This is a genomic window from Lysinibacillus sp. NPDC093692 (genome assembly GCF_050280125.1).
Classification (GTDB): Bacteria; Bacillota; Bacilli; order Bacillales_A; family Planococcaceae; genus Lysinibacillus.
In genome coordinates this window covers 281,069-304,342 of record NZ_JBNNUW010000001.1, presented here as the reverse complement: position 1 = coordinate 304,342, position 23,274 = coordinate 281,069, and the positions used below count along the sequence as shown (strand labels likewise).

General features: G+C 38.6%; 19 protein-coding genes. 2 read left to right on the top strand and 17 right to left on the bottom strand.

Annotation, left to right across the window (positions count from 1 at the left end; translation table 11 throughout):
- Position 1: 1 nt before the first annotated feature.
- The 3 genes from addB to ACQKN4_RS01320 form a co-directional block, all read right to left on the bottom strand.
- Positions 2-3,511, bottom strand: coding sequence for a helicase-exonuclease AddAB subunit AddB (gene addB / locus ACQKN4_RS01330; RefSeq protein WP_427481834.1), 3,510 nt, complete (start codon positions 3,509-3,511; stop codon positions 2-4).
- Positions 3,512-3,815: 304 nt separating this feature from the next.
- Entirely contained in the window at positions 3,816-4,439 is a 624-nt protein-coding gene (locus tag ACQKN4_RS01325; protein WP_079559544.1) for a TVP38/TMEM64 family protein, read from the bottom strand.
- Positions 4,440-4,450: 11 nt separating this feature from the next.
- Positions 4,451-5,002 carry a helix-turn-helix domain-containing protein gene (locus tag ACQKN4_RS01320; RefSeq protein ID WP_079559543.1) on the bottom strand — a complete coding sequence of 184 codons (552 nt, stop codon included), beginning with the start codon at positions 5,000-5,002 and terminating at the stop codon, positions 4,451-4,453.
- 125 nt (positions 5,003-5,127) lie between these two features.
- Here ACQKN4_RS01320 and ACQKN4_RS01315 point away from each other — a divergent pair, with 125 nt between their 5' ends.
- On the top strand, positions 5,128-5,859 hold the full coding sequence (locus ACQKN4_RS01315) for an AzlC family ABC transporter permease (RefSeq protein WP_079559542.1): 732 nt from the start codon (positions 5,128-5,130) through the stop codon (positions 5,857-5,859).
- Complete coding sequence (locus ACQKN4_RS01310; protein WP_079559541.1) at positions 5,856-6,182, top strand: AzlD domain-containing protein; 327 nt, start codon at positions 5,856-5,858, stop codon at positions 6,180-6,182. The genes ACQKN4_RS01315 and ACQKN4_RS01310 overlap by 4 nt, the downstream gene beginning before the upstream one ends.
- 123 nt (positions 6,183-6,305) lie before the next feature.
- On the opposite strand, the gene ACQKN4_RS01305 is transcribed toward ACQKN4_RS01310, so the two are convergent.
- The 14 genes from ACQKN4_RS01305 to ACQKN4_RS01240 form a co-directional block, all read right to left on the bottom strand.
- A complete protein-coding gene (locus ACQKN4_RS01305) occupies positions 6,306-6,542 on the bottom strand; it encodes a DUF2198 family protein (protein ID WP_079559540.1) in 237 nt (78 codons plus the stop codon).
- Complete coding sequence (locus ACQKN4_RS01300; protein ID WP_427481831.1) at positions 6,542-7,723, bottom strand: PDZ domain-containing protein; 1,182 nt, start codon at positions 7,721-7,723, stop codon at positions 6,542-6,544. The genes ACQKN4_RS01305 and ACQKN4_RS01300 overlap by 1 nt, the downstream gene beginning before the upstream one ends.
- Before the next feature lie 202 nt (positions 7,724-7,925).
- The gene (locus ACQKN4_RS01295; protein ID WP_427481830.1) at positions 7,926-9,371 is read right to left on the bottom strand and encodes a S41 family peptidase; all 1,446 of its coding nucleotides are present in this window, start codon (positions 9,369-9,371) and stop codon (positions 7,926-7,928) included.
- 424 nt (positions 9,372-9,795) lie between these two features.
- Positions 9,796-10,383, bottom strand: a complete 588-nt coding sequence (locus ACQKN4_RS01290) for a peroxiredoxin family protein (RefSeq protein ID WP_427481828.1) — start codon at positions 10,381-10,383, stop codon at positions 9,796-9,798.
- Positions 10,380-11,021, bottom strand: a complete 642-nt coding sequence (locus ACQKN4_RS01285) for a hypothetical protein (RefSeq protein ID WP_079559536.1) — start codon at positions 11,019-11,021, stop codon at positions 10,380-10,382. The genes ACQKN4_RS01290 and ACQKN4_RS01285 overlap by 4 nt, the downstream gene beginning before the upstream one ends.
- Before the next feature lie 289 nt (positions 11,022-11,310).
- Positions 11,311-12,645: a murein hydrolase activator EnvC family protein gene (locus ACQKN4_RS01280; protein WP_079559535.1), complete on the bottom strand. Its 1,335-nt coding sequence runs from the start codon at positions 12,643-12,645 to the stop codon at positions 11,311-11,313.
- A 57-nt stretch (positions 12,646-12,702) separates the two neighbouring features.
- Complete coding sequence (ftsX, locus tag ACQKN4_RS01275) at positions 12,703-13,587, bottom strand: permease-like cell division protein FtsX (RefSeq protein WP_079559534.1); 885 nt, start codon at positions 13,585-13,587, stop codon at positions 12,703-12,705.
- The gene (gene ftsE / locus ACQKN4_RS01270; protein WP_079559533.1) at positions 13,577-14,263 is read right to left on the bottom strand and encodes a cell division ATP-binding protein FtsE; all 687 of its coding nucleotides are present in this window, start codon (positions 14,261-14,263) and stop codon (positions 13,577-13,579) included. Before ftsE ends, ftsX begins: the two co-directional genes overlap by 11 nt.
- 271 nt (positions 14,264-14,534) lie before the next feature.
- On the bottom strand, positions 14,535-15,728 hold the full coding sequence (locus ACQKN4_RS01265; RefSeq protein ID WP_079559532.1) for a DUF4097 family beta strand repeat-containing protein: 1,194 nt from the start codon (positions 15,726-15,728) through the stop codon (positions 14,535-14,537).
- A 336-nt stretch (positions 15,729-16,064) separates the two neighbouring features.
- Positions 16,065-18,929, bottom strand: a complete 2,865-nt coding sequence (gene uvrA, locus ACQKN4_RS01260) for an excinuclease ABC subunit UvrA (RefSeq protein ID WP_427481823.1) — start codon at positions 18,927-18,929, stop codon at positions 16,065-16,067.
- A 7-nt stretch (positions 18,930-18,936) separates the two neighbouring features.
- A complete protein-coding gene (uvrB, locus tag ACQKN4_RS01255; RefSeq protein WP_427481821.1) occupies positions 18,937-20,916 on the bottom strand; it encodes an excinuclease ABC subunit UvrB in 1,980 nt (659 codons plus the stop codon).
- Positions 20,917-21,336: 420 nt separating this feature from the next.
- A complete protein-coding gene (locus ACQKN4_RS01250) occupies positions 21,337-22,446 on the bottom strand; it encodes a DUF4179 domain-containing protein (protein ID WP_427481819.1) in 1,110 nt (369 codons plus the stop codon).
- A complete protein-coding gene (locus tag ACQKN4_RS01245; RefSeq protein ID WP_079559528.1) occupies positions 22,418-23,011 on the bottom strand; it encodes an RNA polymerase sigma factor in 594 nt (197 codons plus the stop codon). Before ACQKN4_RS01245 ends, ACQKN4_RS01250 begins: the two co-directional genes overlap by 29 nt.
- Before the next feature lie 108 nt (positions 23,012-23,119).
- Positions 23,120-23,248 carry a hypothetical protein gene (locus ACQKN4_RS01240; RefSeq protein ID WP_276207734.1) on the bottom strand — a complete coding sequence of 43 codons (129 nt, stop codon included), beginning with the start codon at positions 23,246-23,248 and terminating at the stop codon, positions 23,120-23,122.
- Between the last annotated feature and the right edge of the window lie 26 nt (positions 23,249-23,274).

The window sequence follows — 23,274 nt, the reverse complement described above, 5'->3', positions numbered from 1 at the left end:
CTTACTTCATCTCCTTCCGAATTATCTCAACGATATCATTCGGTTTTGCTTGCTGTAACTGACGGTAGCTTTGCTTGCCATCAGATGGGTCAAATTGACAAACAGCTGTAAATTGACAGTAGTCACAGGCTGTTTTTGATTTCAGTTTATACGGACTAATGGAAGTATCCCCTGCTAAAATTCCGTTACCAGCCTCTTGATGCTTGCGCCGTACAAAATGCTGTAGATTTTTCATATCATTTACAGGTACAATCCGTGACTGAGATTCTGATGGTGTCCCATCTTTTTTCATATAGACAGGAATAATTTTTGAATGCCCACTCGATTCCTCTAATTGCTCGTCCATCGATAAAATGGCCTCCGCATTTTCTGACAAAAGACCTTTCATTTTATACTGTTTTAAACGGTCTTCTTCTATTTCGCTGTCGCTTAAATCCTTGTCAAGCTTTAGCATTGGATTGTGGACATGTACATAAAGAACCCCAGCCGGTTCCGCTTCACCTGGTAGCCAGTAAGAGGAATTTTCCATTGCTACATCTAAATATGTTAGTACCTGTAGTGACAATCCATAGTAAACCTCATTCAAGTCTAAATCACGGGCTGATGATTTATAATCGACGATCCGTAAATAAGAGCGGTCATCAATAGACGCACTATCCACCCTATCAATACGACCTCGCATTAACATTTTCTTACCACCTGTTAAATCAATTTCAAGCGGTGGAAGCTGTTCATTTTGGCCCGGTCCAAATGATGCCTCAATGGCGATTGGCTTAAAATGAGAGACATTTGCATGCTGTGTAAGTGCAGTCATTGTTCGCTCGACAATTCGAATAAGCTTACGTTGAATGTAGCGATAACGCGCGCTTGATTGTAAGATTTGATGTGAAAACACCGGCACAATTTGCTCAACGGCTTGTCGTGCTAATTGTTTAATTTGCTGCTTTGTTAAACGTATCCACGATAGTTGCAGACGATGTGTCTCCTCAGTAATCCATTTCAATGCCTCATGGAATAAATCGCCCATTGCGAATGTTTCTAGCCTGTACTCTGCCCGCTCTTCTAGACGAAGACCATACGTTGTAAAATGCGAAAATGGGCAACGGAAGTACTTCTCAACACGAGACACGCTAGAAGTTAGCTTTTGACCATATAATTCTTGCGTAATGTAGTTTTCTAAAGGCTCTGCCTCATTTTTATGAGTGATTGGATGTAAAACTCGATTATAAACAAGTGCCCAATAAGGGTCCTGTTTATAAAATTTTTGTAACGCTACCCACTCTGGCGCAAGCTCACGGCTATGTTCAGCTTGGCGTTTTTGCACCATTAAATGTGCTAAAGCTGTCCGAGGATGACGTATATACGGTAAAGCATTTTCATCCAGTAATTCAATTGGATCAATGACCACTCGTTCGACCTTGACACCACTCAGAAGACCAGCCGTTTTATCATTGCCGATAATTTTCTTAATATAGAGTGAAGACAATAGAGCCTTCCCCTCTTCATCTGCCGTCGAATAGGACATATATAATTTATCGGATGGCGTCGTTAAAGCACGATATAACAAGAAATTTTCCTGCAGTAAACGATTTTTAGATGTTGGCGCAAGCTCATAACCAATTTGACTAAACCACTCACGCTCAGTATCTGACAGCAATCCCTCGTACTCCATACGGGTTGGATAGACCCCATCATTCATCCCTAAGACAAAAGCGACTTTTATATTGGATAAACGAGCTAATTCAACGGTCGCTACCATGACCTCATCTAATGTAGGAGGGATACGCGAAAACTCTAAAGTGTCAAAGCCCTCATCTAAAATTTTAGCCGCTTCCTCCACGGACATCTCCTGCTCACCAAACATATAAACAAACTGATCGAGCACTGCAATCCATTCTCTCCAAGCTTGATCATGCTCACTTGCAGCTAATGCATCACCTCGATCAAGTTCACTGTCTTTCATCGCTTGAAGCTTTTCATAAACATTCAAATTCTCAATCAGCTCAAATAAAGCTGTCGCAACATCTCTGCCTGTTGTCGCTACTTTCAGCTTGTCCTGCAATAATTGGAGCGGTTGACGAACTTCATCGCGAACAGCCTCGATTTCTGCTTGCATAGCACGTTCTTCGTCCGTTTGTACGCGTGAATGGAATTCAAGTCCACGATACTTTTTGAAAAACCAGCGAGCTTCCTCAAACCAGCGCTCACCAAAGATACCCTGTGCTAAACAGTAGTTTTCTAAACGATCCGCCCGTTCTCGCCAAACATTTAACTCCGCATGTAACGGAAAAAATAGATCTGTTTTTACACTCCGAAAAACTGGTTCATATTTCCAATCAGAAGTGATAACCTCTAAAGCCGACCGACTAAGCTCAATTAAAGGATGATGCAGCATCGTCTTTTTCGAATTTGTAAAAATAGGAATTTCATATTGCTGAAAAATAGTTGTAATAAGCGGATCATAAACTTCCGCTTGTCTATAAAGAAGTACGATATCTTGATAACGATACCCTGTCTCCCTTGTCAGCTTTGTTATTTCCCGGGCAATGGCATGAATCTCCGCACGTCGATTAGATGCTTCAAGCACCATTACATCACCTGAAGTTTCTTTCGTTTGAGGCACCAAATCAGCAAACTGATTTTCCATATGCTGCAAATCAGCGGATTGAAAACGGTGCGTATGATAGAAGTGTAGTGGTGCTTCTACCTCAACGCCTTCTTCATAGGCAATATCGTGTAAACGTTGGTTCGTAGAAGCGGCTTCATGAAATAAAGATTGCTCATCATACACTTCTTCAATATGGTCAAAGGGAAGAACTACCGTTACCTGCTTCGTCACCTTTAATAACTCTTTTACAAGCTCTAGTTCCCTTACAGTAAATGCTGTAAAACCATCTATATAAATAGACGCCTGCTTCATCGTCTCAGAGTATTTCAGATGCTCCGTCAAAATCGGATAATACCCTTCACTATCGACATACGTTGTGCCCAATCGTTCCTCCAAAGCTTGTAAAACGACTTGCAAATCATTCGCCTTCGCTTGCAATGTATTAGGCGCATCAATGGCCTTCAAAGATGCTGATACTTCAGCTAACACCGAACTATTTACACTATAACGACTAAACTCTCGTAATAGCGTTTCAATTTCTTCCGTAAAGCCTCGTTTCCCAGCCGCTTGTCGAAATAACGAAAACTCACTTTTTTGTTCCTCTAAAAGTTTACGAATCAGCATTCGATAGCCATAGCCGTTTACTTCTTTTCGAGCAATGCCACCCGTTTCCTGTAACACTAGCCACGCCAATCGTTTAAATGTCATAACTTGCGCACGAATTAAGCCTTGCAAGCCATGCTTATTTGTTAGCTCATACTCCGTTGAGTACGACATTTGGTCGGGGACAATTACAAAAATTGGATGACCTAACGGATCCGATTTTAGTTGTTCAACAATCTCTTGATGAATAAATGTTGATTTTCCTGTTCCTGAACGTCCTGATACGATACGCAATGTCATATACTTTCCCCCTCCTATTAATGATCTATTTAAAAGAAATGATAGTTGTTGTGGATTATCTTGATTTGCTGTTTTACCTGAGCGGGTTTCGCTTGACCCGATCACTTTGCTACTCTAACTAAAATATTTTATCTAAGCGCTACTCAATGCTTTCGCGCATCGCCTACCATTTTAGAAAAATCTATTTCGCCTTGGCGTAATGGAAGTTGTCGTACAAAACTATTTACTACATAAAGAAGATAAAAACCCCTTCTCTCATTTTACATGATAAAAGGGGCAAGATGTGCATATTCAACTTTCAACGTTAATGATTTTTCGTCAATTTTCGCGCTTGTTTTAAATCTTTCTCTACACGCGCGTTTAATCGCTTCTCTATAAACTTGCCAATCCACCAAAGCAGAACAATCGCAACTGCCGCAATAATTAGCCTTACAGGGCTTGTTAGGAGAGCTTTTAAATCGTAACCGAGCACGCTCATTGCTAAAATCATAACGAACTTCCCAGCCATTAACACTACTAAATAAAACTTTTTATGAATATGAGATAGCCCCGCTACTATGTTTACAATGACTGATGGTGTAAAAGGAAAACAAAGTAAGACGAACAAGGGACTAATGCCATTCATATCTACCCATTTTATTAGCTGCTGTACTTTTTTATTACCTGTGACAAAACGAAGCTTCGGATGCTTGCCAAACTTTCGGACAAGCAAAAATAATGCATATGACCCCGCTACAGATCCTAGCCAGGATAATAAAAATCCAAACCATAAACCGAATGCACTCGCATTAGCAACAACGAACACGACTAAAGGTAAAAACGGTAAAAACGCTTCTATAAAAGGTAATAATAAACCAATAATCGGACCGAACGTTCGGTATTGTGCCGTAATCTGCTCAATATTTTCTACAGTAAACCATTCACTCAAAATCGACACCTCTATTTATATTGCAAAATTAAATGTAAAATCGTTAGCTTTTCCGAAGTATTTTTATACTCATGGGGCTGATGTCCTGAGAATACTAGTGTATCCCCTTCTTCCAGCAATTCATGCATCTCTCCAGCAGAAATAACGGCTTGTCCTTGGATAACAGTTACAGTTTCCTCTACCCCTTCTGTGTGAGCCTCACTCCTGCTAATGGCTCCGGGCTCCATTTCAATCTTATAAAGCTCCCAGCCACGCTCTGGATTATAAGGAATAATGGAATACACACGATATCGACCATCATCTTCATCTACATGTGGTGCATCCTTACTACTATATTTCATGAAGTGTGCTGTCGGTGCTTGTAGTAACGAAGAAAATGAAATGCGCAATCCAGCAGCAATTTTCCAAATCGTTGATACTGTAGGATTTGCCTCTCCCTTTTCAATTTGTGCAAGTTGCGCTTTACTTACACCTGTAGCCTTGGCAACATCGTCTAAACTTAAATGACGCTGTTGTCGAATCTTTTTTAATTGAAAAGCTAAATTCCGACTCATTTGTTCCATTTTAATTCACCAATTTCTATTGTTTATTTTATCAGACATATGTATACTCTAATAAACATTAAGAACTATCAAACTATTCCGCTATTAGTATACATGGAAATTTTTAAGAAAGGATGATCTATTTTATGACAAGTACAACTGATTTTCAGAATGAAACGGTTAACACGCCCGATGATAGCTTTTTACAAGGCGTGAAAGATTGCATCCCCACCTTACTCGGTTATATTAGCATAGGACTCGCTTTCGGTGTTGTAGGTTCCGCTTCTGGGTTATCTGTACTCGAAATTGCACTTTTATCTATACTCATTTATGCAGGCTCTGCACAATTTATCTTTTGTGCACTTCTTTTAACAAATAGCCCTGCCTCTGCTATTATTGTAACCATTTTCGTTGTAAATTTGCGCCATTTACTAATGAGTTTAACATTAGCACCCCATTTCACACGCTATTCCATGCTAAGAAATGTTGGTTTCGGCACTTTATTAACGGACGAAACATTTGGTGTAGCTGTTACAAAGCAAATGCAAGCCGGTAAGCTATATGGTAAATGGATGGATGGGCTGAATATAACGGCCTACTCATTTTGGATTTTTTCTTGTGTAACCGGCGCCTATTTGGGACAATGGGTAGCAAACCCTGAAAAATGGGGCTTAGATTTCGCATTGATCGCTATGTTTGTAGCACTCCTTGTTTTACAGCTTAGCAGTGTAGGCAAAAGTAAAATAATGCATTATCTTATGTTAATCGGCTATATGTTTGTTATTATGTATGGTCTTTCTTATATTGTACCTTCGCATGTGGCTGTTCTTCTTTCAACTATGATTGTAGCAACTATAGGGGTGGTGACAGATAAATGACGACAACTGCTACTATGGTATGGCTCATCATTGGCTGTGCACTTGTAACCTGGCTACCCCGTATTATTCCTTTTATGTTCGTCCGAAGTGTGAAGCTACCAGAAGTTGTATTAAAATGGCTAAGCTTTATTCCAGTCTGTATTTTGAGTGCCCTTGTCATCGAAAACTTATTGGATACCGAAAACGGAAAAATTGTTACACTTAATTGGCCTGTATTTATTACATTTGTGCCAACGCTTATGATTGCACTTGTTACCAAAAGTTTATCTATTACAGTTGTAGCAGGGGTTATCATTATGGCAGCTGTAAGATTTTTTATGTAAAAAAGGTCAGTCTTAAAAGTGAGAAAGCTATCACTTTGGACTGACCTTTTATAGTAAATTTCAGCAGGTGTTCTTTTGTACCGAAAGCGTAGGTACAGGTGTTTGGACAACTGCTGAAAATAGTTAAACCGTACCTTTGTTTTTCTTCATTTTACTTGCTAGCCAAAAGCCTACTGTTAACGAAAATGCATCGATGACGAATATAATAGACGGCGACGTATAACCTGCATAGACAGATGCCGCCATAAGTGCAATAGCCAATATTAACGCAACATACCGATTATACGTAATTCGAGTAAACAATAATACGAGTAATGCTGGTAAAAATAACGCTAACATCATTTTCCCGAAAACATCCATCATATATCCCTCGGCTCAGCTAGTAATAATCCAATACGATAATGATCATTACTATATATAACATGCTGTGTTAAGCGTATTTCATTGTTACGATCTACTACTTCTAGACGACAATGTGCAGCATTTAATTGCAAAGCCTCGTATAAATCATTTTCAGTAAAAATGGCCTCACCGTTTACTTTACGAATACATTCCCCTGCCTGTAAGCCCATTTTTTCAGCTGGTGAATCAGGTAAGACAGCCGCAATAATAGCACCCTTTGAACTTGGGGCAACCGCGTAAATATCCGTTTTATCTTGCTGCGCGTAGTAGATTGAAATAACAATACGAGTCACTACACCAATTGCTAGCGTTATAAAGCCGATGAATGGCTCCAAGGCAGCTGCAAGTCCACCTATTAAAATTAATTGCCCTAGCATTAGCACCGATCGGCCAATTTTAGGCAATTGCAAAGCCGGCAATTCTTTTCTAGTAAGCTTTGAAAAGCCAATAACGAATGGGAATAGTACAAGTGCAAAGGTACTCTCCCCTAATGTGAATTGTGGCCAATATGGGAAATCTACTGGAATAACATCACCAGGTATTACAAAGAAGATTGGTAGTACCCATGCATTTCTTGAACGATAGACAATTGCCTGCATACCTCGCTTCGTCTTTTCAACTTGCGGCGTCGTGACCATCATTGCTGTTCGACGAATTAACATACCCTCCGCAATCACACATAGACCTGCTAAAATCGTAATCGTTACAATGGAGCCCTCTAATAAATATACACCTTCTAAAGAGATTCTCCACCAAGAAAATGTCCAATTGAAGTGATACATTAACCATATCGCTAACGTCGCAAACCCCATCGTATAAATAGGTGAAAGGGCATTAACAAAGTACAATATTAGTGCCAATGCAGAAATAGCGATTAAAATCATAATAAACGCTTTTGGCACCGTTAAACCTAAACCAACACTCACAAGCGAAATAAGGAGGGCAGATAACCAACCATATTTCCATTGCCCCATTAACTCTGTCCAACCCCAAATAATACGTCTATTAAAAAATTTACGCTCCTGCTTTACACGCCTATAACCTAATAAAATCGCAAACAAAATTGCGATATACATTAATGGGTTGATTAAAAAGCGGCCAATCGCTGTTACAATTTCTAATAATATATCACTAACCATACGAACACCCGCCGTTTCTATCTAGAATACTATGAATTTATTGTATCAAACGACTACACTCTTGCGTAGTACAATCTAGTAGAAAGCCTTCTATTCTTACTTTTTTCGTCATTTTGGTGGATGTCCCCGTTTTTAATAATAAAAAATGAGGATATGAGACCAACTATCAGTCTATATCCTCAAATCAAACTATCACTATTTTTTATTCTTCAATATTATGCAATAAGAAGCTTGTCGCCATTTGGAACTGTAAATCATTTTGACGATCCTCTTTATATTTTTTCAACGTTTCGTTTAAGCTGTTAAAGAAGGTAGTGTCCATATTATAATTCCCTTCTGCTTTTTTCACCTTCTTATCGTCTCGATAAAGTTTAACAGCCTCCTCCGTTGATTCATCCAAGTAACCGTCTAAACGAGCAATTTTATACCCTAGCATTTTTAAAGCATTTTGAGTATAAGCAATTTCCTCACTCATGTCGCCCTCTTTAAACTTCCCTGATAGTGGGTGCATTTGGAAAGCAAACAATTCATTTTGTTCAATCACTAAGTTAGCCTCAATACCTTGCTTATGAATCCATTCACGCTTTGGTGTCAGCCATTTATTTGTAGACAATTTAAGCTCTCCACCATTTTTCAGTGACCAAGACTCCTGTACTGTTCCTTTTCCGAAACTCTTAACACCAACAAGGGAAGCACGTCCCCATCCTTTTAAAGCGCCACTAAGCACTTCACTAGCAGATGCACTGCCCGCATTCTGTAAAACAACAATCGGAATTTTGTACATTGACTGTAAATAATTCTCGTCAAAGCTTTTTGATTCCGTTTTTAATGGTTCCATAGCACCTTCAGCATTTTGCATATAGGCAAACACTTTGCCATTCTCCAAAACTGTGCTCAGTAGCGCTGCGACGCTATGTAAATAACCACCTGGATTATCTCGCACATCGATCACTAACCCTTTTATATCTTTTCGAAGCAACTTACTCGTTTCGGCAACCCACTCATTTGCCGTTTTCTCACCAAAAAGTGAGATTTCCACATAACCTATCGGCGTATTTTCTACGTTCACTACTTCACTCGTCACCGTTTTATTAGAAATTGCTGCTCGCTCCATCGTCATTTTAATATGTTTATCTTCACTCGGACGATAGACGACAATCGTAACTTTCGTCCCTTTCTCCCCTTGAATTAAATGCATTAGTTCACTCATCTTTTTACCTTCCACTCGAGTGCCATCAACTTGTACAATTTCATCGAGAGAGCGCATCCCTGCTTTATCTGCTGGGGACGAACGGACTGGAGACACAACAATAAATTTCCCATTATTTTCAGTTAGCTCAATCCCAATACCCACTCTTTCCTCAGCTAACATTTGTCGGTGCTGTTCCGCCTCTTCCTTCGAATAATAGGTACTATAAGGGTCCTTAATAGCATCTGCCATACCACGAAGTGCCCCTTCCACCAACGCATCTTTTTTCGTACTGTATACAGATTTTTTTTCAATTAAATTCATCGCTTCATTAATCGAATCAACCTCTGTAACGACCGGTTCCTTATTATCCCCTAAATTAAACCAGTCAAAATAAATGCCACTCCCTAACAATAGACTACTAGCAAGTACGCCAACACCCGCCATCATTTTGCGCAAACCTTCCCTCCTCCGTCTCTTCTACTGTATGAATTTTATTTTTCAAACATACAAGATTAAGCTTCAAAATACTTTGTTGAATCCTATGATTTTTGTTTCGCTAGTATTCTATTGTGTATCGCAGGCTTTCTATTTCGTAGCGTAGGTATTCTATTTCGGATCAAGGGGATTTGCATTTCCTAGTGCGAGTGTTCTATTGCGGATCGTGTGGGTTTGCATTTTCTAGCGCGGGTGTTGTTTCGATGTTCACGGGTATTTACCCTCCTTCCGCGGGTATTTATCTTCCTTCCGCGGGTATTCACCTTCCTTCCGCAGGTATTCTCCCCATTCGCGGGTATTTAATAAACAAGGAAATACTCACATAAAAAAATCTGCTTCGTTTCTTCTGGCAAACGAGCAGATTCTTTCCAAATTTATTTTTTGCTTAGTCCATTGCATCTACATAGCTTTTTAACATTTCCGCATTCATCGGCCCTCTAATAGCACGTTGAATATATCCATTTGAATCAATAAAATAGGTTGTGGGAATCGTTAGTACTTGGTAGTCTAAGCCGGCTGAGTTTTTCGGGTCGAGTAAAATAGGGAATGTTAGATCGAAACTTTCTCTAAATGTCATGACAGAATCTATTTTTTCGTCCTCTGTAACGTCTCGTTCAGCCTTTGTTAAATTGACAGCTATTATTTCTACATTATCTTTTTTAGCATTTTGTTCGTAATAATTTTGCATATGTGGCATTTCTGCCTTACATGGTGGACACCATGTTGCCCAAAAGTTTAACACGACTTTTTTTCCGCGAAGCTCACTCAATGTCACATCTTCGCCATCCAAACTTGTTAAAGTAAAATCCGGTGGTGTATCTCCATTTTTTAAACCAATCTTTCGTTCGTCCATTTCTTTCCCTAGAGAAGCTGTTTCAATTTCACGATCTTCATCAATCTGCTGTTTAACATATGTACCAATCATCGCGACTACTAATAACACGACGATAAGTAGTCCAATATTTTTTTTCATTCCTTACCTCCATATGATTTAGTTACGCCAGCTAGACGCTGAATCCCTATACCTACTATAAATAATACAACGCTCACTCCTACAGCCGGTTGCCATAAACCAAGCGGCTGAAAGAAGGCCACAATGATAAGACCACACGTATATAAAAATAATGCACGATTGATAGCGGTTATTTTCCATAATATGAGGACTGTTAGTGTGCTTAGTACAAGTAGAGTAATCACTTCGCTATTGGTTGGATTATCATTTAGTAACACTACAAGGCATTGATAGCTCGATTGCGTTAAAATGATTGCCCAGCTACAAGCAACAATTCCAGTTTCGTCAAAGTGGATTTTTTTTCGATTCCACAAAATCTGTAGTGAGACTGCCATAACTCCTAAAAAGACACCGATTGTTCCACCATTAAAATAAAGGAGCGCAAACGGCTGAGCAATAACAGCTTTAAAATCAGTGACGATTACGCTAAATTTCCAAACGAGAATAAAGGTAAAAACCGCGTCTCCATATACCCCCGCCCATTTTTTCGGAAACTGTACCCGTATAACGAGCCACACAATAAAAAACGCCACAAGCAGAGCGACAGCAGTTGCTGGTAATGTTAATGTCCGGATAGAGAACCATTCTGTATTATTCACCTAATAAATCCCCCACAAAAAAAGATAGCTTCAGCATAGCATATATTCTTTATATGAACTGTCATTTCACAGTGTGTTCAAAAAATCTCCCTGAAACATGCAAAAAATAGCCTTTTGCTGAGCAATTTCATTGAAATACCCACAGAGGTATTCACACTATAAATATATTACATCAAATGGTGCCACACTAGGAAAAAGGCTTCCACATAATACTAGTTCTTAACAAATGTGAATGGCAAACAAAAAAGCTATACATTAGAAGAACTCTAATGTATAGCTTTCAATATGTTTATACCGGAATATATTTTAATGGATTCACACTTCCGACTGCTTGTCCTCGCCAAGCGCCGATGTGCACTTCAAAGTGTAAGTGAGGTCCTGTTACACGTCCAGTCATACCCATTGTTCCTATTTGCTGACCTTGGGATACTTCTGAACCAACACTAACATTGAAAGAATTTAAGTGTGCATATACTGTCGTATGAATTTCGCCATTGATAGAATGCGTAATGATAACAACATTACCATACGAGCTAAGTGGTGCAGCGTAAGAAACAACACCGTCAGCAGCTGCCCAAATTGGAGTACCTGTGCTATTTGCAAGATCGACCCCATAGTGGAATTCTGGGCCTGCGCCAATATTACGCCAGCCATAAGGTGATGTTAAACGACCATTTGTTGGCTTAATCCATGTACCATTCGATGGTGGCGCTTCGACTGTTGAAGACCCTCCACCACTATTACTGCTTGAACTGTTTGAATTACTTGAATTAGATGCTTTTGCTGCGGCTGCAGCTGCAGCAGCTGCCTTACGTTTCTCTTCTTGTTGACGAGCAATTTCAGCTAATCGATTTTGCTCATTAATGATTTTTTGTTGTAAATCCGCACTAATCTCAAGAGCCTCAGAATATTCTTTTTCAAGCAATACTTTTTCAGTCTTCAGCTTTGCTTGTTCTTTTTCTAATTGATCAATTAATTTGTTTTTCTCAGTCTTTTGACTATTTAATGATGCTTTTAAACGATCAAGCTCGGCTTTTTTGTCTTCAAGCTTTTGGCGTTTGCTTTCTAAAACTTGCTTTTGTTCCTCTAACTTTTGCTTATCCTCTTTTTGATCTTGGATAATTTGACGATCCGCCTCTAGTAAAGCATTAACAGCAGAGAATCGATCGATAAAATCTACGAAGCTATTAGAACTAAGCAGTACATCTATATAGCTAACGGAACCACCCGCCTGAATGGCACGAGCACGATCCTCTAACAATAAATCACGCTCTTCAATTTTGCGTAGAAGCTCGGCTATATCATCTTTTAAAGACTTTATTTCTTTATTTGTAGATTGAATTTCTTCCAATACATTTTTAATATTGCTATTCGTTTTATCAATTTCAGCATTTAATGTTTGAATTTGATCTAATATTTTTTGCTGCTTGTCTTCATTTACATTAATAGCATTTGATTTATTATTGATGGATGAATTTAAGCCATCTTTCTTTGATTCAATTTGTCTTTTTTCATCTTTTAAATCCGATAAACTATTTGCATAAGCTGATGGAGTTTGGATAAAAAGACATAGTGCAGATGCTGCAGCAAGTGATTTCATTAAGTTTTTCGCCATACTTTTCACCGGTTGAACTCCTTTTCGACTATTAATTTTGGTTGATGCTTGTCCTGCTTCACAAAGCTAAATTTTTAAAAACTTACGTACTGACATGAAACTTCCCCAAATACCGATTAGCACACCGATCAGTAATAGTAGAGCGCTTACTTGGTACACAAGAGGTGAGAAATCAAGTACTTGGACAAGTTCGCCTTTTAATCGAGGCGCAATAATTTTATATACATTGTGGTAAAGAGTTGCGATGACCGCAATCGGAATAATAGAACCTAAAATTCCGAGCCACATTCCTTCTAATAAAAATGGGATACGCACGAATGAATTCGTTGCTCCTACAAGTTTCATAATTTCTATTTCATCTCGACGCGCAATAATAGTAATTCGAATCGTATTAGAAATTAAGAAAATTGCTGTAAATAATAATCCTAAAATAAGCACAATCCCTACGTTACGGCTAATATTCAAGAAGTTAAACAGCTTTTCAACTTTGCCTTCACCATACATAACGTCATATGTATAATTAAATTTATCAATTGTTTTAGCAACTTTAGCTGTTTGCTGAGGATCTGAAGCCTTCACATAAATAACATTACGTAATGGGTTACTTTGCTCAAATAGTTTAAAATCGTCCCCAAAATCTTTTACTAATTTAGATAATTCATTTTCTCTTGTCGAATAAGTCATCTCAGCGATATCTGGCAATTTCTTAATTTTTTCCATGAGCGCTTTTTCATCAGCTTTACCTGCTGTTTCATCAATTAATACTTTAATTTCAACATCGTTTTCTAAATCAGATGCTACTTTATTTAAATTCATCATGATAAGCGCAAAGACGCCTACTAATATTAATGTAACTGTAACTGCACTTACGGAAGCAATAGTCATCCAGCTATTACGACCAAGAGACTTTAAACTTTCTCTAAAGTGACGTTTTACCGTATTAATTTTCATAGCCGTAGTCACCTCCGTGCTCATCACGGACAATCATTCCGCCTTCTACTGCAATTACTCGACGACGAATCGTATTTACGATTTCACGGTTATGTGTTGCCATTACTATAGTTGTACCTCTCGCATTAATTTCTTCAAATAAATTCATAATATCCCAAGACGTTTCAGGGTCAAGATTCCCGGTAGGTTCATCCGCAATAACGACCTTCGGCACATTCACGATTGATCGTGCAATCGAAACACGCTGCTGTTCGCCACCTGACAGTTCATTAGGGAACATTCTTGCCTTTTGCTTCAGTCCTACAAGCTCTAAAACCTCCATCACTCGGCGGCGAATTTCTGCTGGTTCTTCCTCGATTACCTCTAGAGCAAACGCTACATTTTCATAAACATTCAAACGAGGTAAAAGTTTAAAATCTTGGAAAACCACTCCGATTTGACGACGTAAAAAAGGTACTTTTTTATTTTTCAAGGAAGCTAAATCTATACCATTAACAGTGATTTCTCCCGAAGTAGCTTTTTCCTCGCGATACATTAATTTAATGAATGTAGATTTACCTGCTCCACTTGGACCTACAACGTAGACAAATTCACCTTGCTTTATGTTAACGGAAATTCCATTTGTCGCAACAACACCATTTGGGTATTTCTTTGTCACATTTTTCATTTCTATCATATTTAAACCACCTAAATCTCTTACATGTAAGAGGTATTTCGTAACCTATTATAACACTCAATTTCTACCTTTATTATTACAGTTTCATTTCATTCCGTGGTAGTTCCTGTTATTTCGTTATCTGATTGCCATAAATGTGTTACAACCTCGACAAACAAAATAACAGAAATCGAGCCCATTAGAGGAAAGTCGATTTCTGCCTTTCTAAAGTTTTTAAGCAAAAAAAGCATTCAAACTATGTTAGTATACATAGCCTGAATGCTTTTGTTAGTTAAACAGTTTGCTCGTCAGTCGTTGTATAGCGTACTAAAACTGCACCTGTTTTAGACTCACCTTCGATAAATAGACGATTAGCATTCTCTACTTCTTTATCGAAACGTACGACTTTTGATAAAAATTGATCCTGTGATTCAATTTTTGAAGCATCTTGAATACCTACATCTACTTTACCAAAATTCGTAACAATTTTACCGCTTAACGATATTGTACGTGGCACATACAATTCAACGGCTCCTGCGACTGTTTGTGCTTTGATTTTCGATGAATTAGTAGAGCAAGTTGTGACCACAACATGTCCATTAACCGATTTTGCTTCAACTTCATCCAATGCACCATCTAAATAAACACGGCCATTCAATGTTTCAGCCTCTAAATCTTTACCACGAACATTTGTTAATTCAATGGAACCATTTGAAGAATCTACTTCTGCCTTTCCGAAGTTAAATTTAGAGCCTTTAATCGCACCGTTTAATGTCTTTACTTTTAAATGCTCGAAGTCCGTATCTTGTAAAGTAACACTTCCGTTCATTAAACGTACTGATAATTTTTCTAATTTATCCTTTGGAACAAGGACTTTCACATTTACTTGCACTAGCTTAAGTTGACTTAAGATTCGTAATGAATCTCCATCTTCTTTGACAACGAATTGCTCTAGGAAATTAGCACGTGTTTCCTCTTCACTATCATTAACAAGAGGTGCCTTTACCTTGCAAACGACTTGGAAGCTATCTCCTTCAGCGGTTTCTAATGAAAAATTGCCATTCGGTAATTCAGCAATTATTTTATCTACATGTTCAGCTGCAACTTCTTCCGTATGTGTAAACTCAAATTTATCACCAAATGGAGAAGCTACATCAAATTCTTTGACCTTTTTTACTGCCGTATTCATCATATCCATAAAAAGTGAACCAATTTGTGATAAATCTTTACGGAAGTCCCGCATTTCTTCTTGGAAATATTTAGGGAAATCTTCGTCATTTTGCGATTGTTCACTCTTAGGACTTTCACCTTTAAATACTGACTCTTTTTCTGTTTGGGAATGCTGGCCCTCATTTGACACATCATTCATAACATGTTGAGTGGACTTGCTAGGTTGCTCTAATGCTTCTAATAATGTAATCGCCTCTTGCGCTGAAATTGTTCCTTTTTCCACAAGTTCTAAAATTCGTTGACGTTCATTTTGCATAATTAAAATTAGCCTCCCTCAGTTCGTTATAGTATTTATACGAAACACATTGTGAAAAGTTTCACCCAAAAACAAAAAATTGGGAATATATCTTATTTTAGGCACATTACCATAAGGTGTGGTTGATTTCCGTTCCGGCTGGGCTCGTACGGCCGGAACGAAGATCAACTTATTCATATGACATTCGTTTTAATAGAATGTCACCCAACTTTTGAAGTTTATCGATTAACTTTCACGTTTTATTACCCTACTTTTAGTTCTTATCGACATCCACCTTCCCAGTATGCCCCTAACGTAAAAAAAGTTCGCAAATTGCGAACTTTTTTAGTGGGTGCTTTATTGAGAAGCCTTGGCTAAAGCATCTTCCATACGTAGACGATCTCTTGTTAATATTGGCTTTAAATATTTACCTGTATATGAGCCGCTGACTTCAACGACTTCTTCTGGCGTACCTGTCGCCACAATCGTACCACCTTTGTCGCCACCTTCAGGCCCTAGATCGATAATGTAGTCTGCTGTTTTGATGACATCTAAATTATGTTCGATGACTAGCACTGAATCGCCATTTTCTACAAGGCGCTGTAAAACAACGAGTAAACGTGCAATATCATGCGCATGTAAGCCTGTTGTCGGCTCATCTAAAATATAGAATGATTTACCTGTTGAACGACGGTGTAATTCAGAGGCTAATTTTACACGCTGAGCCTCACCACCAGATAACGTTGTGGCAGGTTGTCCTAATTTCATATAACCTAATCCTACATCCACGATTGTTTGTAGCTTACGCTGGATTTTCGGAATATTTTCGAAGAATACGACTGCGTTTTCAATCGTCATATCTAAAATATCTGCAATGCTCTTATCTTTATATTTCACTTCAAGTGTTTCACGGTTATAACGCTTTCCATGACAAACTTCACATGGCACATAAACATCTGGAAGGAAATGCATTTCAATTTTTATAATACCGTCACCACGACAAGCCTCACAGCGACCTCCCTTAACGTTGAAGCTAAATCTACCTTTTTTATAGCCACGTACTTTTGCTTCGTTTGTTGTTGCAAAAACATCTCGAATATCATCAAAAACGCCTGTATACGTAGCAGGATTTGAGCGAGGTGTACGACCGATTGGTGATTGGTCAATATCTATAACCTTTTCGAGTTCATCAATCCCCGTTACCTCTTTATGTTCGCCGGGCTTCACCTTTGAACGATTTAGCTTTTGAGCTAAGGACTTATATAAAATTTCATTAATAAGCGTTGATTTACCTGAACCTGAAACTCCAGTTACAGCAACGAATAAGCCAAGTGGCACATCCACTTTCACATTTTGAAGATTATTTTCTTTGGCACCTTTAATCGATAATTTACGTCCATTCGGTTTACGGCGCTCAATTGGCAGTGGAATAAACTTCTTACCGCTTAAATATTGCCCCGTCAAAGACTCTTCATTTTCCATTACTTCCTGAGGTGTTCCTGCCGCTACAATTTGACCGCCATGCACACCTGCACCAGGACCAACATCAATAAGATAATCCGCCGCCAGCATTGTATCTTCATCGTGCTCGACAACAATAAGCGTATTGCCAATATCACGCATATTTTGCAATGTGCTAATAAGTCGATCATTATCACGTTGGTGCAAGCCGATTGATGGCTCATCTAAAATATAGAGAACACCCGTTAAGCGCGAGCCGATTTGCGTTGCAAGGCGAATTCGTTGAGCTTCTCCCCCTGAAAGTGTTCCTGCCGCTCGACTTAATGTTAAATAATCTAGCCCTACATTGACAAGGAAGCCAAGGCGCTCTTCAATTTCACGTAAAACAAGTCGAGCAATTTTCATATCCTTTTCTGATAAATCCAGCTCTTTGAAAAATGTATCAGCTTCCTGAATCGAATACTGTGTCACTTCACCAATATGCTTATCTGCTAGCTTTACAGCTAATGTTTCAGGCTTTAAGCGATACCCTTTACAAGATGGACATGCTTGCTGGGCCATATATTTTTCCATTTGTTCACGCACGTAATCAGACGTTGTCTCCTTAAAGCGGCGCTCCACATTACGGACAACACCTTCGAATTCAATCATTTGATCTCGCACATTGCCAAACTCATTTTCATAATGGAAATGGATTTTATCTTTACCAGAACCATATAAAATTTTATCCATCTTTTCTTTCGGTAGATCCTTTACAGGTACGTCCATCGGGATATCATAATGATCGCACACAGCCTTTAATAACTGAGGATAATATTGAGAGCTTGTCGGTTCCCACGGTGCTAAAGCATGCTCTAATAAACTTCGATCCCAATCGGGTACTACTAATTCAAGATCAACCTCTTGTGTCGAGCCTAAACCATCACAGCTTGGACAAGCTCCGAATGGACTGTTAAATGAAAACATACGAGGCTCTAGCTCACCGATTGAAAAACCACATAATGGGCAAGCATGATGCTCACTAAATAATAATTCCTCATGTTCCATCACATCGACAAGTACTCGCCCATCTGCCAAACGTAATGCTGTCTCTAAGGAATCACTAAGACGTGCCGCGACGCCTTCCTTCATCACAACACGATCGATGACTACTTCTATTGAATGTTTTTTATTTTTATCAAGTTCAATCGAATCATCTAAATCACGTAGCTCACCGTCGATACGTACACGAACAAAGCCTTGCTTTTTTAAATCTTCCAGTAGCTTTACATGTGTTCCCTTACGCCCTGCTACCATTGGAGCAAGCAACTGCATTTTCGTTCTTTCTGGATAAGTTAATAAACGATCGACCATTTGCTCAATCGTTTGAGAGGTAATTTCTATACCGTGATTTGGACAAATAGGCTTACCAATACGTGCATATAGCAAACGTAAATAATCATAGATTTCCGTTACTGTCCCAACTGTCGAACGTGGGTTACGGCTCGTCGTTTTTTGATCGATTGAAATAGCAGGAGATAATCCCTCTATCGCATCGACGTCTGGTTTATCCATTTGACCAAGGAATTGACGGGCATAGGCTGAAAGGGATTCTACATAACGACGTTGTCCCTCGGCATAAATCGTATCGAACGCTAATGATGATTTCCCTGAGCCCGATAAACCTGTTAGCACGACTAATTGATCGCGTGGAATTGTGACATTAATATTTTTTAAATTATGTGCTCGTGCGCCCTGCACGACTATTTCAGTATTTTTCACAAGCCGTTCACCCTTCTAATTTCAATTCAAATATTGTATCGCGCAACTCAGCAGCACGTTCGAAATCGAGTGCTTTTGCTGCTTCCTTCATTTCTAATTCTAGCGTAGCAAGTAACTGCTCTTTTTCCGCCTTCGTCAGCTTCTTACCTTTTGTAGCCTTCGCTACATAAGTCTCTTCTTCCTCTGCCACCTGTGTCGCACGAATAACATCAGGAATTTTCTTCACAATCGTTTTCGGTGTAATACCATGCTCCTCGTTATACGCCATTTGCAATGCTCGACGACGTTTCGTTTCCTCAATCGCCTTTTTCATCGAATCCGTCATATTATTTGCATACATAATGACATGACCATTAGCATTACGCGCGGCACGTCCAATCGTTTGAATTAATGAACGCTCTGAACGTAAAAACCCTTCCTTGTCAGCATCTAAAATTGCCACAAGAGAAACTTCAGGAATATCTAGCCCTTCTCGCAATAAGTTAATGCCGATTAGAACATCATAAGTACCTTTTCGCAGCTCACGAATAATTTCAATTCGCTCTAGCGTCTTAATCTCTGAATGCAAGTACTCCACCTTTAAGCCCATCTCTTTCAAATAAGCTGATAAATCCTCTGACATTTTTTTCGTCAACGTTGTAACGAGCACTCGTTCATCACGAGCAATACGACCTTGAATCTCATCGATTAAATCATCAATTTGCCCTTCAATAGGACGTACGTCAATTTGTGGATCAAGCAGCCCAGTTGGACGAATAATTTGCTGCACCATTTCCGGCGTATGCTCAAGCTCGTACGGACCAGGTGTCGCCGATACATAAATAGCTTGATGTATATGTTTCTCATATTCTTCAAAACGTAAAGGGCGGTTATCTAGTGCTGATGGCAAACGGAAGCCATGCTCAACTAGCACACCTTTACGTGCTTGGTCACCGTTATACATCCCTCGAACTTGTGGCAAAGTAACGTGACTTTCATCGACAACAAGTAAAAAATCATCAGGGAAATAGTCAAGTAGTGTATATGGCGTCGCCCCCGCTTCACGCAATGTTAAATGACGCGAGTAGTTTTCAATCCCCGAGCAAAAGCCCATTTCACGCATCATTTCTAAATCATAACGAGTGCGTTGCTCTAAACGCTGCGCCTCCAATAATCTATCCTCTGAACGCAAAAGAGCTAAACGCTCCTCCAACTCTTTTTCAATATTATCAATAGCTTTTAGCATTTTTTCTTCTCGTGTAACGAAGTGGGACGCTGGGAAAATAGCAACATGATCACGCTCTGCTAGTATTTCTCCAGTTAACGCATCCACCTCTCGAATTCGATCAATCTCATCCCCGAAAAATTCCACGCGGATACAATGTTCATCACGGGATGCAGGGAAAATTTCCACTACATCACCACGTACCCGAAACGTCCCACGTGTAAAACTCACATCATTACGCTCATACTGTACATCGACCAATTTTCGAAGCAACTGATTACGTTCAATTTCCATTCCCGTACGCACTGATACGACCAGTTCACGATATTCTTCTGGAGAACCTAGACCATAAATACAGGACACGGATGCAATAATAATGACATCATCGCGCTCGAATAATGAAGATGTCGCAGAGTGACGCAACTTATCAATTTCATCATTAATGCTTGAATCTTTCTCGATATAAGTATCCGTCTGCGGTACATAAGCCTCTGGCTGAAAGTAATCATAGTAGCTAACAAAGTATTCAACTGCATTATCAGGGAAGAACTCTTTAAACTCACTATATAATTGACCCGCTAGTGTTTTATTGTGTGCCATAATAAGTGTCGGTTTTTTTACTTCTTTAATGACATTAGAAATCGTAAATGTTTTTCCCGTTCCTGTTGCCCCGAGCAACGTTTGATGACGCTTACCTGCACGTACACCCTCCACTAATTCCGCAATTGCCTGTGGCTGATCCCCATTAGGCGTATATGGCGCTTGTAAATCAAATGTTTGCACACATGTCCCCGTCCTTTCCTTCCAATTTGTACATATATTTTAGCATAGCGTTATTAAAATTTCGAACATTTAACGAACGAATGTTTGTAAATATTTTTCCGTTTGCTCTATTTGCGATGAATTCAACAGAACGTATGTACTATAATAATTAATCGGAACCTCTCTATCAATAGATTACCCTTTCCAAATGTTAGCTAATCGAGATAGGGCGATGTAAATACATGATCTTAGCAGGAAATTCACTGTTTGGTGACGAATTGCTCGTCGGGTTTAGGTTTATTAAAAGGTTATATAAAAGGAGCCTAGTAGTTTTGATTGGGTGTGATCAGCTTGATTGGAAAATTATATTTTTAAAGTAAGTAAATAATTTGACATACTAAAAAGTAGAGAAAGTAAGTTTGCCTCACTTTCTCTACTTTTTTATTTTTGTAAATTAATAGGGAGTGTAACCTCCAGCTCAGGAATATATTGAATCTTCGGGTCACCATTTTCATTCATTTGATATACCCACATTTCTTTTTCATCAAAGAGATGTATATACGGCTTAAGGGTTATTGTTTTGGGAATAGATTCAAATGGTTGGAATCTACGATCAGAAATATGAATGTTTCCATTTGTAGCATTCCAACCATCTCCGCCAATCAATTTAAGTTTATGGCCTTGATCATCAAAAATATCTACACCCATCGTTAGTAAAGGTAGCGTAAAAATTGAGTTGTCAGTTAAAACGACTCGTGTAGTTAATCCTGTCGTTATTGGTGTAAATTCGACTTTTTCAACACTAAAATGAATATTTTTGTATTCTCGACTTACATTAGGTTGTAAAGTCAGATAGTTTTCGATTTTATTCACAGGAATATCAATTTTGAAAGGACCCTGTATACCAGCTATTGTAGCCGATACTGTTAAATCAAACTGCTCTGGGAAAGGACTTCCTCCCTGATTTCTCAGATCAGAAAGCTCAATAATAGCAGAATCATTATCTTTACCTGGTTTCATAACAATTCCAATAGATTTAACAGGAGCATCATTAATGAGCAATTCGATATTATTGATACGTTCCATTAACGTTTCTTTCTCATCTTCTTTATGAGGGCGTTCAATAGCTATTGAAACGCGTGTACCGTCATACACTACTTCTGATACATTTAATGTAAAATCATCATGAGTAGCACTTGTATTAAGTTTCGTTGAGAGCCCTTTCTCATCAGCAGTTTGCAGGCCAAGATCACCAGCGAGTTTGAAAATAGAAGAAAGCACGGGAACTTGTTTGATCGTTGCAGCCAAAGTTGGTGAAACTAAACTAGAAATAAATATAAGACTAAAAATCATTGCTGCAGAGGCCGTAATCATCATTACTTTTTGACGCTTGTTCTTAGAAGTTCTAAAGCTTTCTGGCTGCTTTGTATAACGAGTACTTTCGAATTTGTTCATTGTACGATTAACTAAATCCACTTCCATTGGGGTTTCTCGGATTAATCTTTCTAACTGATCTAACTCTTTATCCTCCTGTTTTGAACGAGTGTTCATAACTTTCCCCTCCTAACTTATTCTTTTTCAACAATTTTTTACGTAATCGTTCATATTTTTTTCGAACAGTAGTTGGCTTAAGTTCCATAATAGAAGCAATTTCGTCGAAGCTATATTCCTCTATTGACCGAAGTAGCAGAATCCTTCTTTCGTCCATATGTAACTGTTCTAATAACTCATGAATGATATCGTCATATTGAAATCCTTGTTCATGAGTGTGCTTGTACGCATGATCTTTCTTAAAACTTGTCCAAAATTTAAAACCTTTATTTTTCTTTTTTATTAAATCAATACAGTGATGATGAGCAATCTTATAAAGCCATGCTGAGAAAGAAACAGTATAAGAAAAATGACTAATATTCTCTAATCCCTTTATAAAAATATCTTGTGAAGCATCCTCCGCTTCTTCTTTATTTCCTAAAAGATAGTAGCAGTAAATATAGATTGGCTTTTGAAAACAACGAATTATTTCTGTATAGGCATGAATATCGCCTGTTTGAACTTGTTCCACGATAGATTTTATATCTAAATCGGCTTTTTCCTTGGAGTTATTCAGTACAGTCAAATTCTCCCCTCCTTTCTAACCTATATAACTGAAATTAATAGGGATTTGTGACACTATAAAAAAACTTTTTGGGGAAAAGAAAAAAAGAGTGACACAACTTGGGACGCTTTACTTCTTTAACGGTGTATAGAATCCTGGCAAAATGAATGCCTTCTTTTCTTCAGTCGATTCTTCTACTTGCTCTACACTCCTAACGAATTCAAGGTATTCACTCATCAATCTTGCAAATAAAATCACAAAAAAATCCCACCCTCCAATATCAG

Coding starts and splice junctions, on each gene's coding strand:
- addB (WP_427481834.1), bottom strand. CDS start 3,511: ATGACATTGCGTATCGTATCAGGACGTTCAGGAACAGGAAAATCAACA.
- ACQKN4_RS01320 (WP_079559543.1), bottom strand. CDS start 5,002: ATGGAACAAATGAGTCGGAATTTAGCTTTTCAATTAAAAAAGATTCGA.
- ACQKN4_RS01315 (WP_079559542.1), top strand. CDS start 5,128: ATGACAAGTACAACTGATTTTCAGAATGAAACGGTTAACACGCCCGAT.
- ACQKN4_RS01310 (WP_079559541.1), top strand. CDS start 5,856: ATGACGACAACTGCTACTATGGTATGGCTCATCATTGGCTGTGCACTT.
- ACQKN4_RS01305 (WP_079559540.1), bottom strand. CDS start 6,542: ATGGATGTTTTCGGGAAAATGATGTTAGCGTTATTTTTACCAGCATTA.
- ACQKN4_RS01300 (WP_427481831.1), bottom strand. CDS start 7,723: ATGGTTAGTGATATATTATTAGAAATTGTAACAGCGATTGGCCGCTTT.
- ACQKN4_RS01290 (WP_427481828.1), bottom strand. CDS start 10,383: ATGAAAAAAAATATTGGACTACTTATCGTCGTGTTATTAGTAGTCGCG.
- ftsX (WP_079559534.1), bottom strand. CDS start 13,587: ATGAAAATTAATACGGTAAAACGTCACTTTAGAGAAAGTTTAAAGTCT.
- ftsE (WP_079559533.1), bottom strand. CDS start 14,263: ATGATAGAAATGAAAAATGTGACAAAGAAATACCCAAATGGTGTTGTT.
- ACQKN4_RS01265 (WP_079559532.1), bottom strand. CDS start 15,728: ATGCAAAATGAACGTCAACGAATTTTAGAACTTGTGGAAAAAGGAACA.
- ACQKN4_RS01250 (WP_427481819.1), bottom strand. CDS start 22,446: ATGAACACTCGTTCAAAACAGGAGGATAAAGAGTTAGATCAGTTAGAA.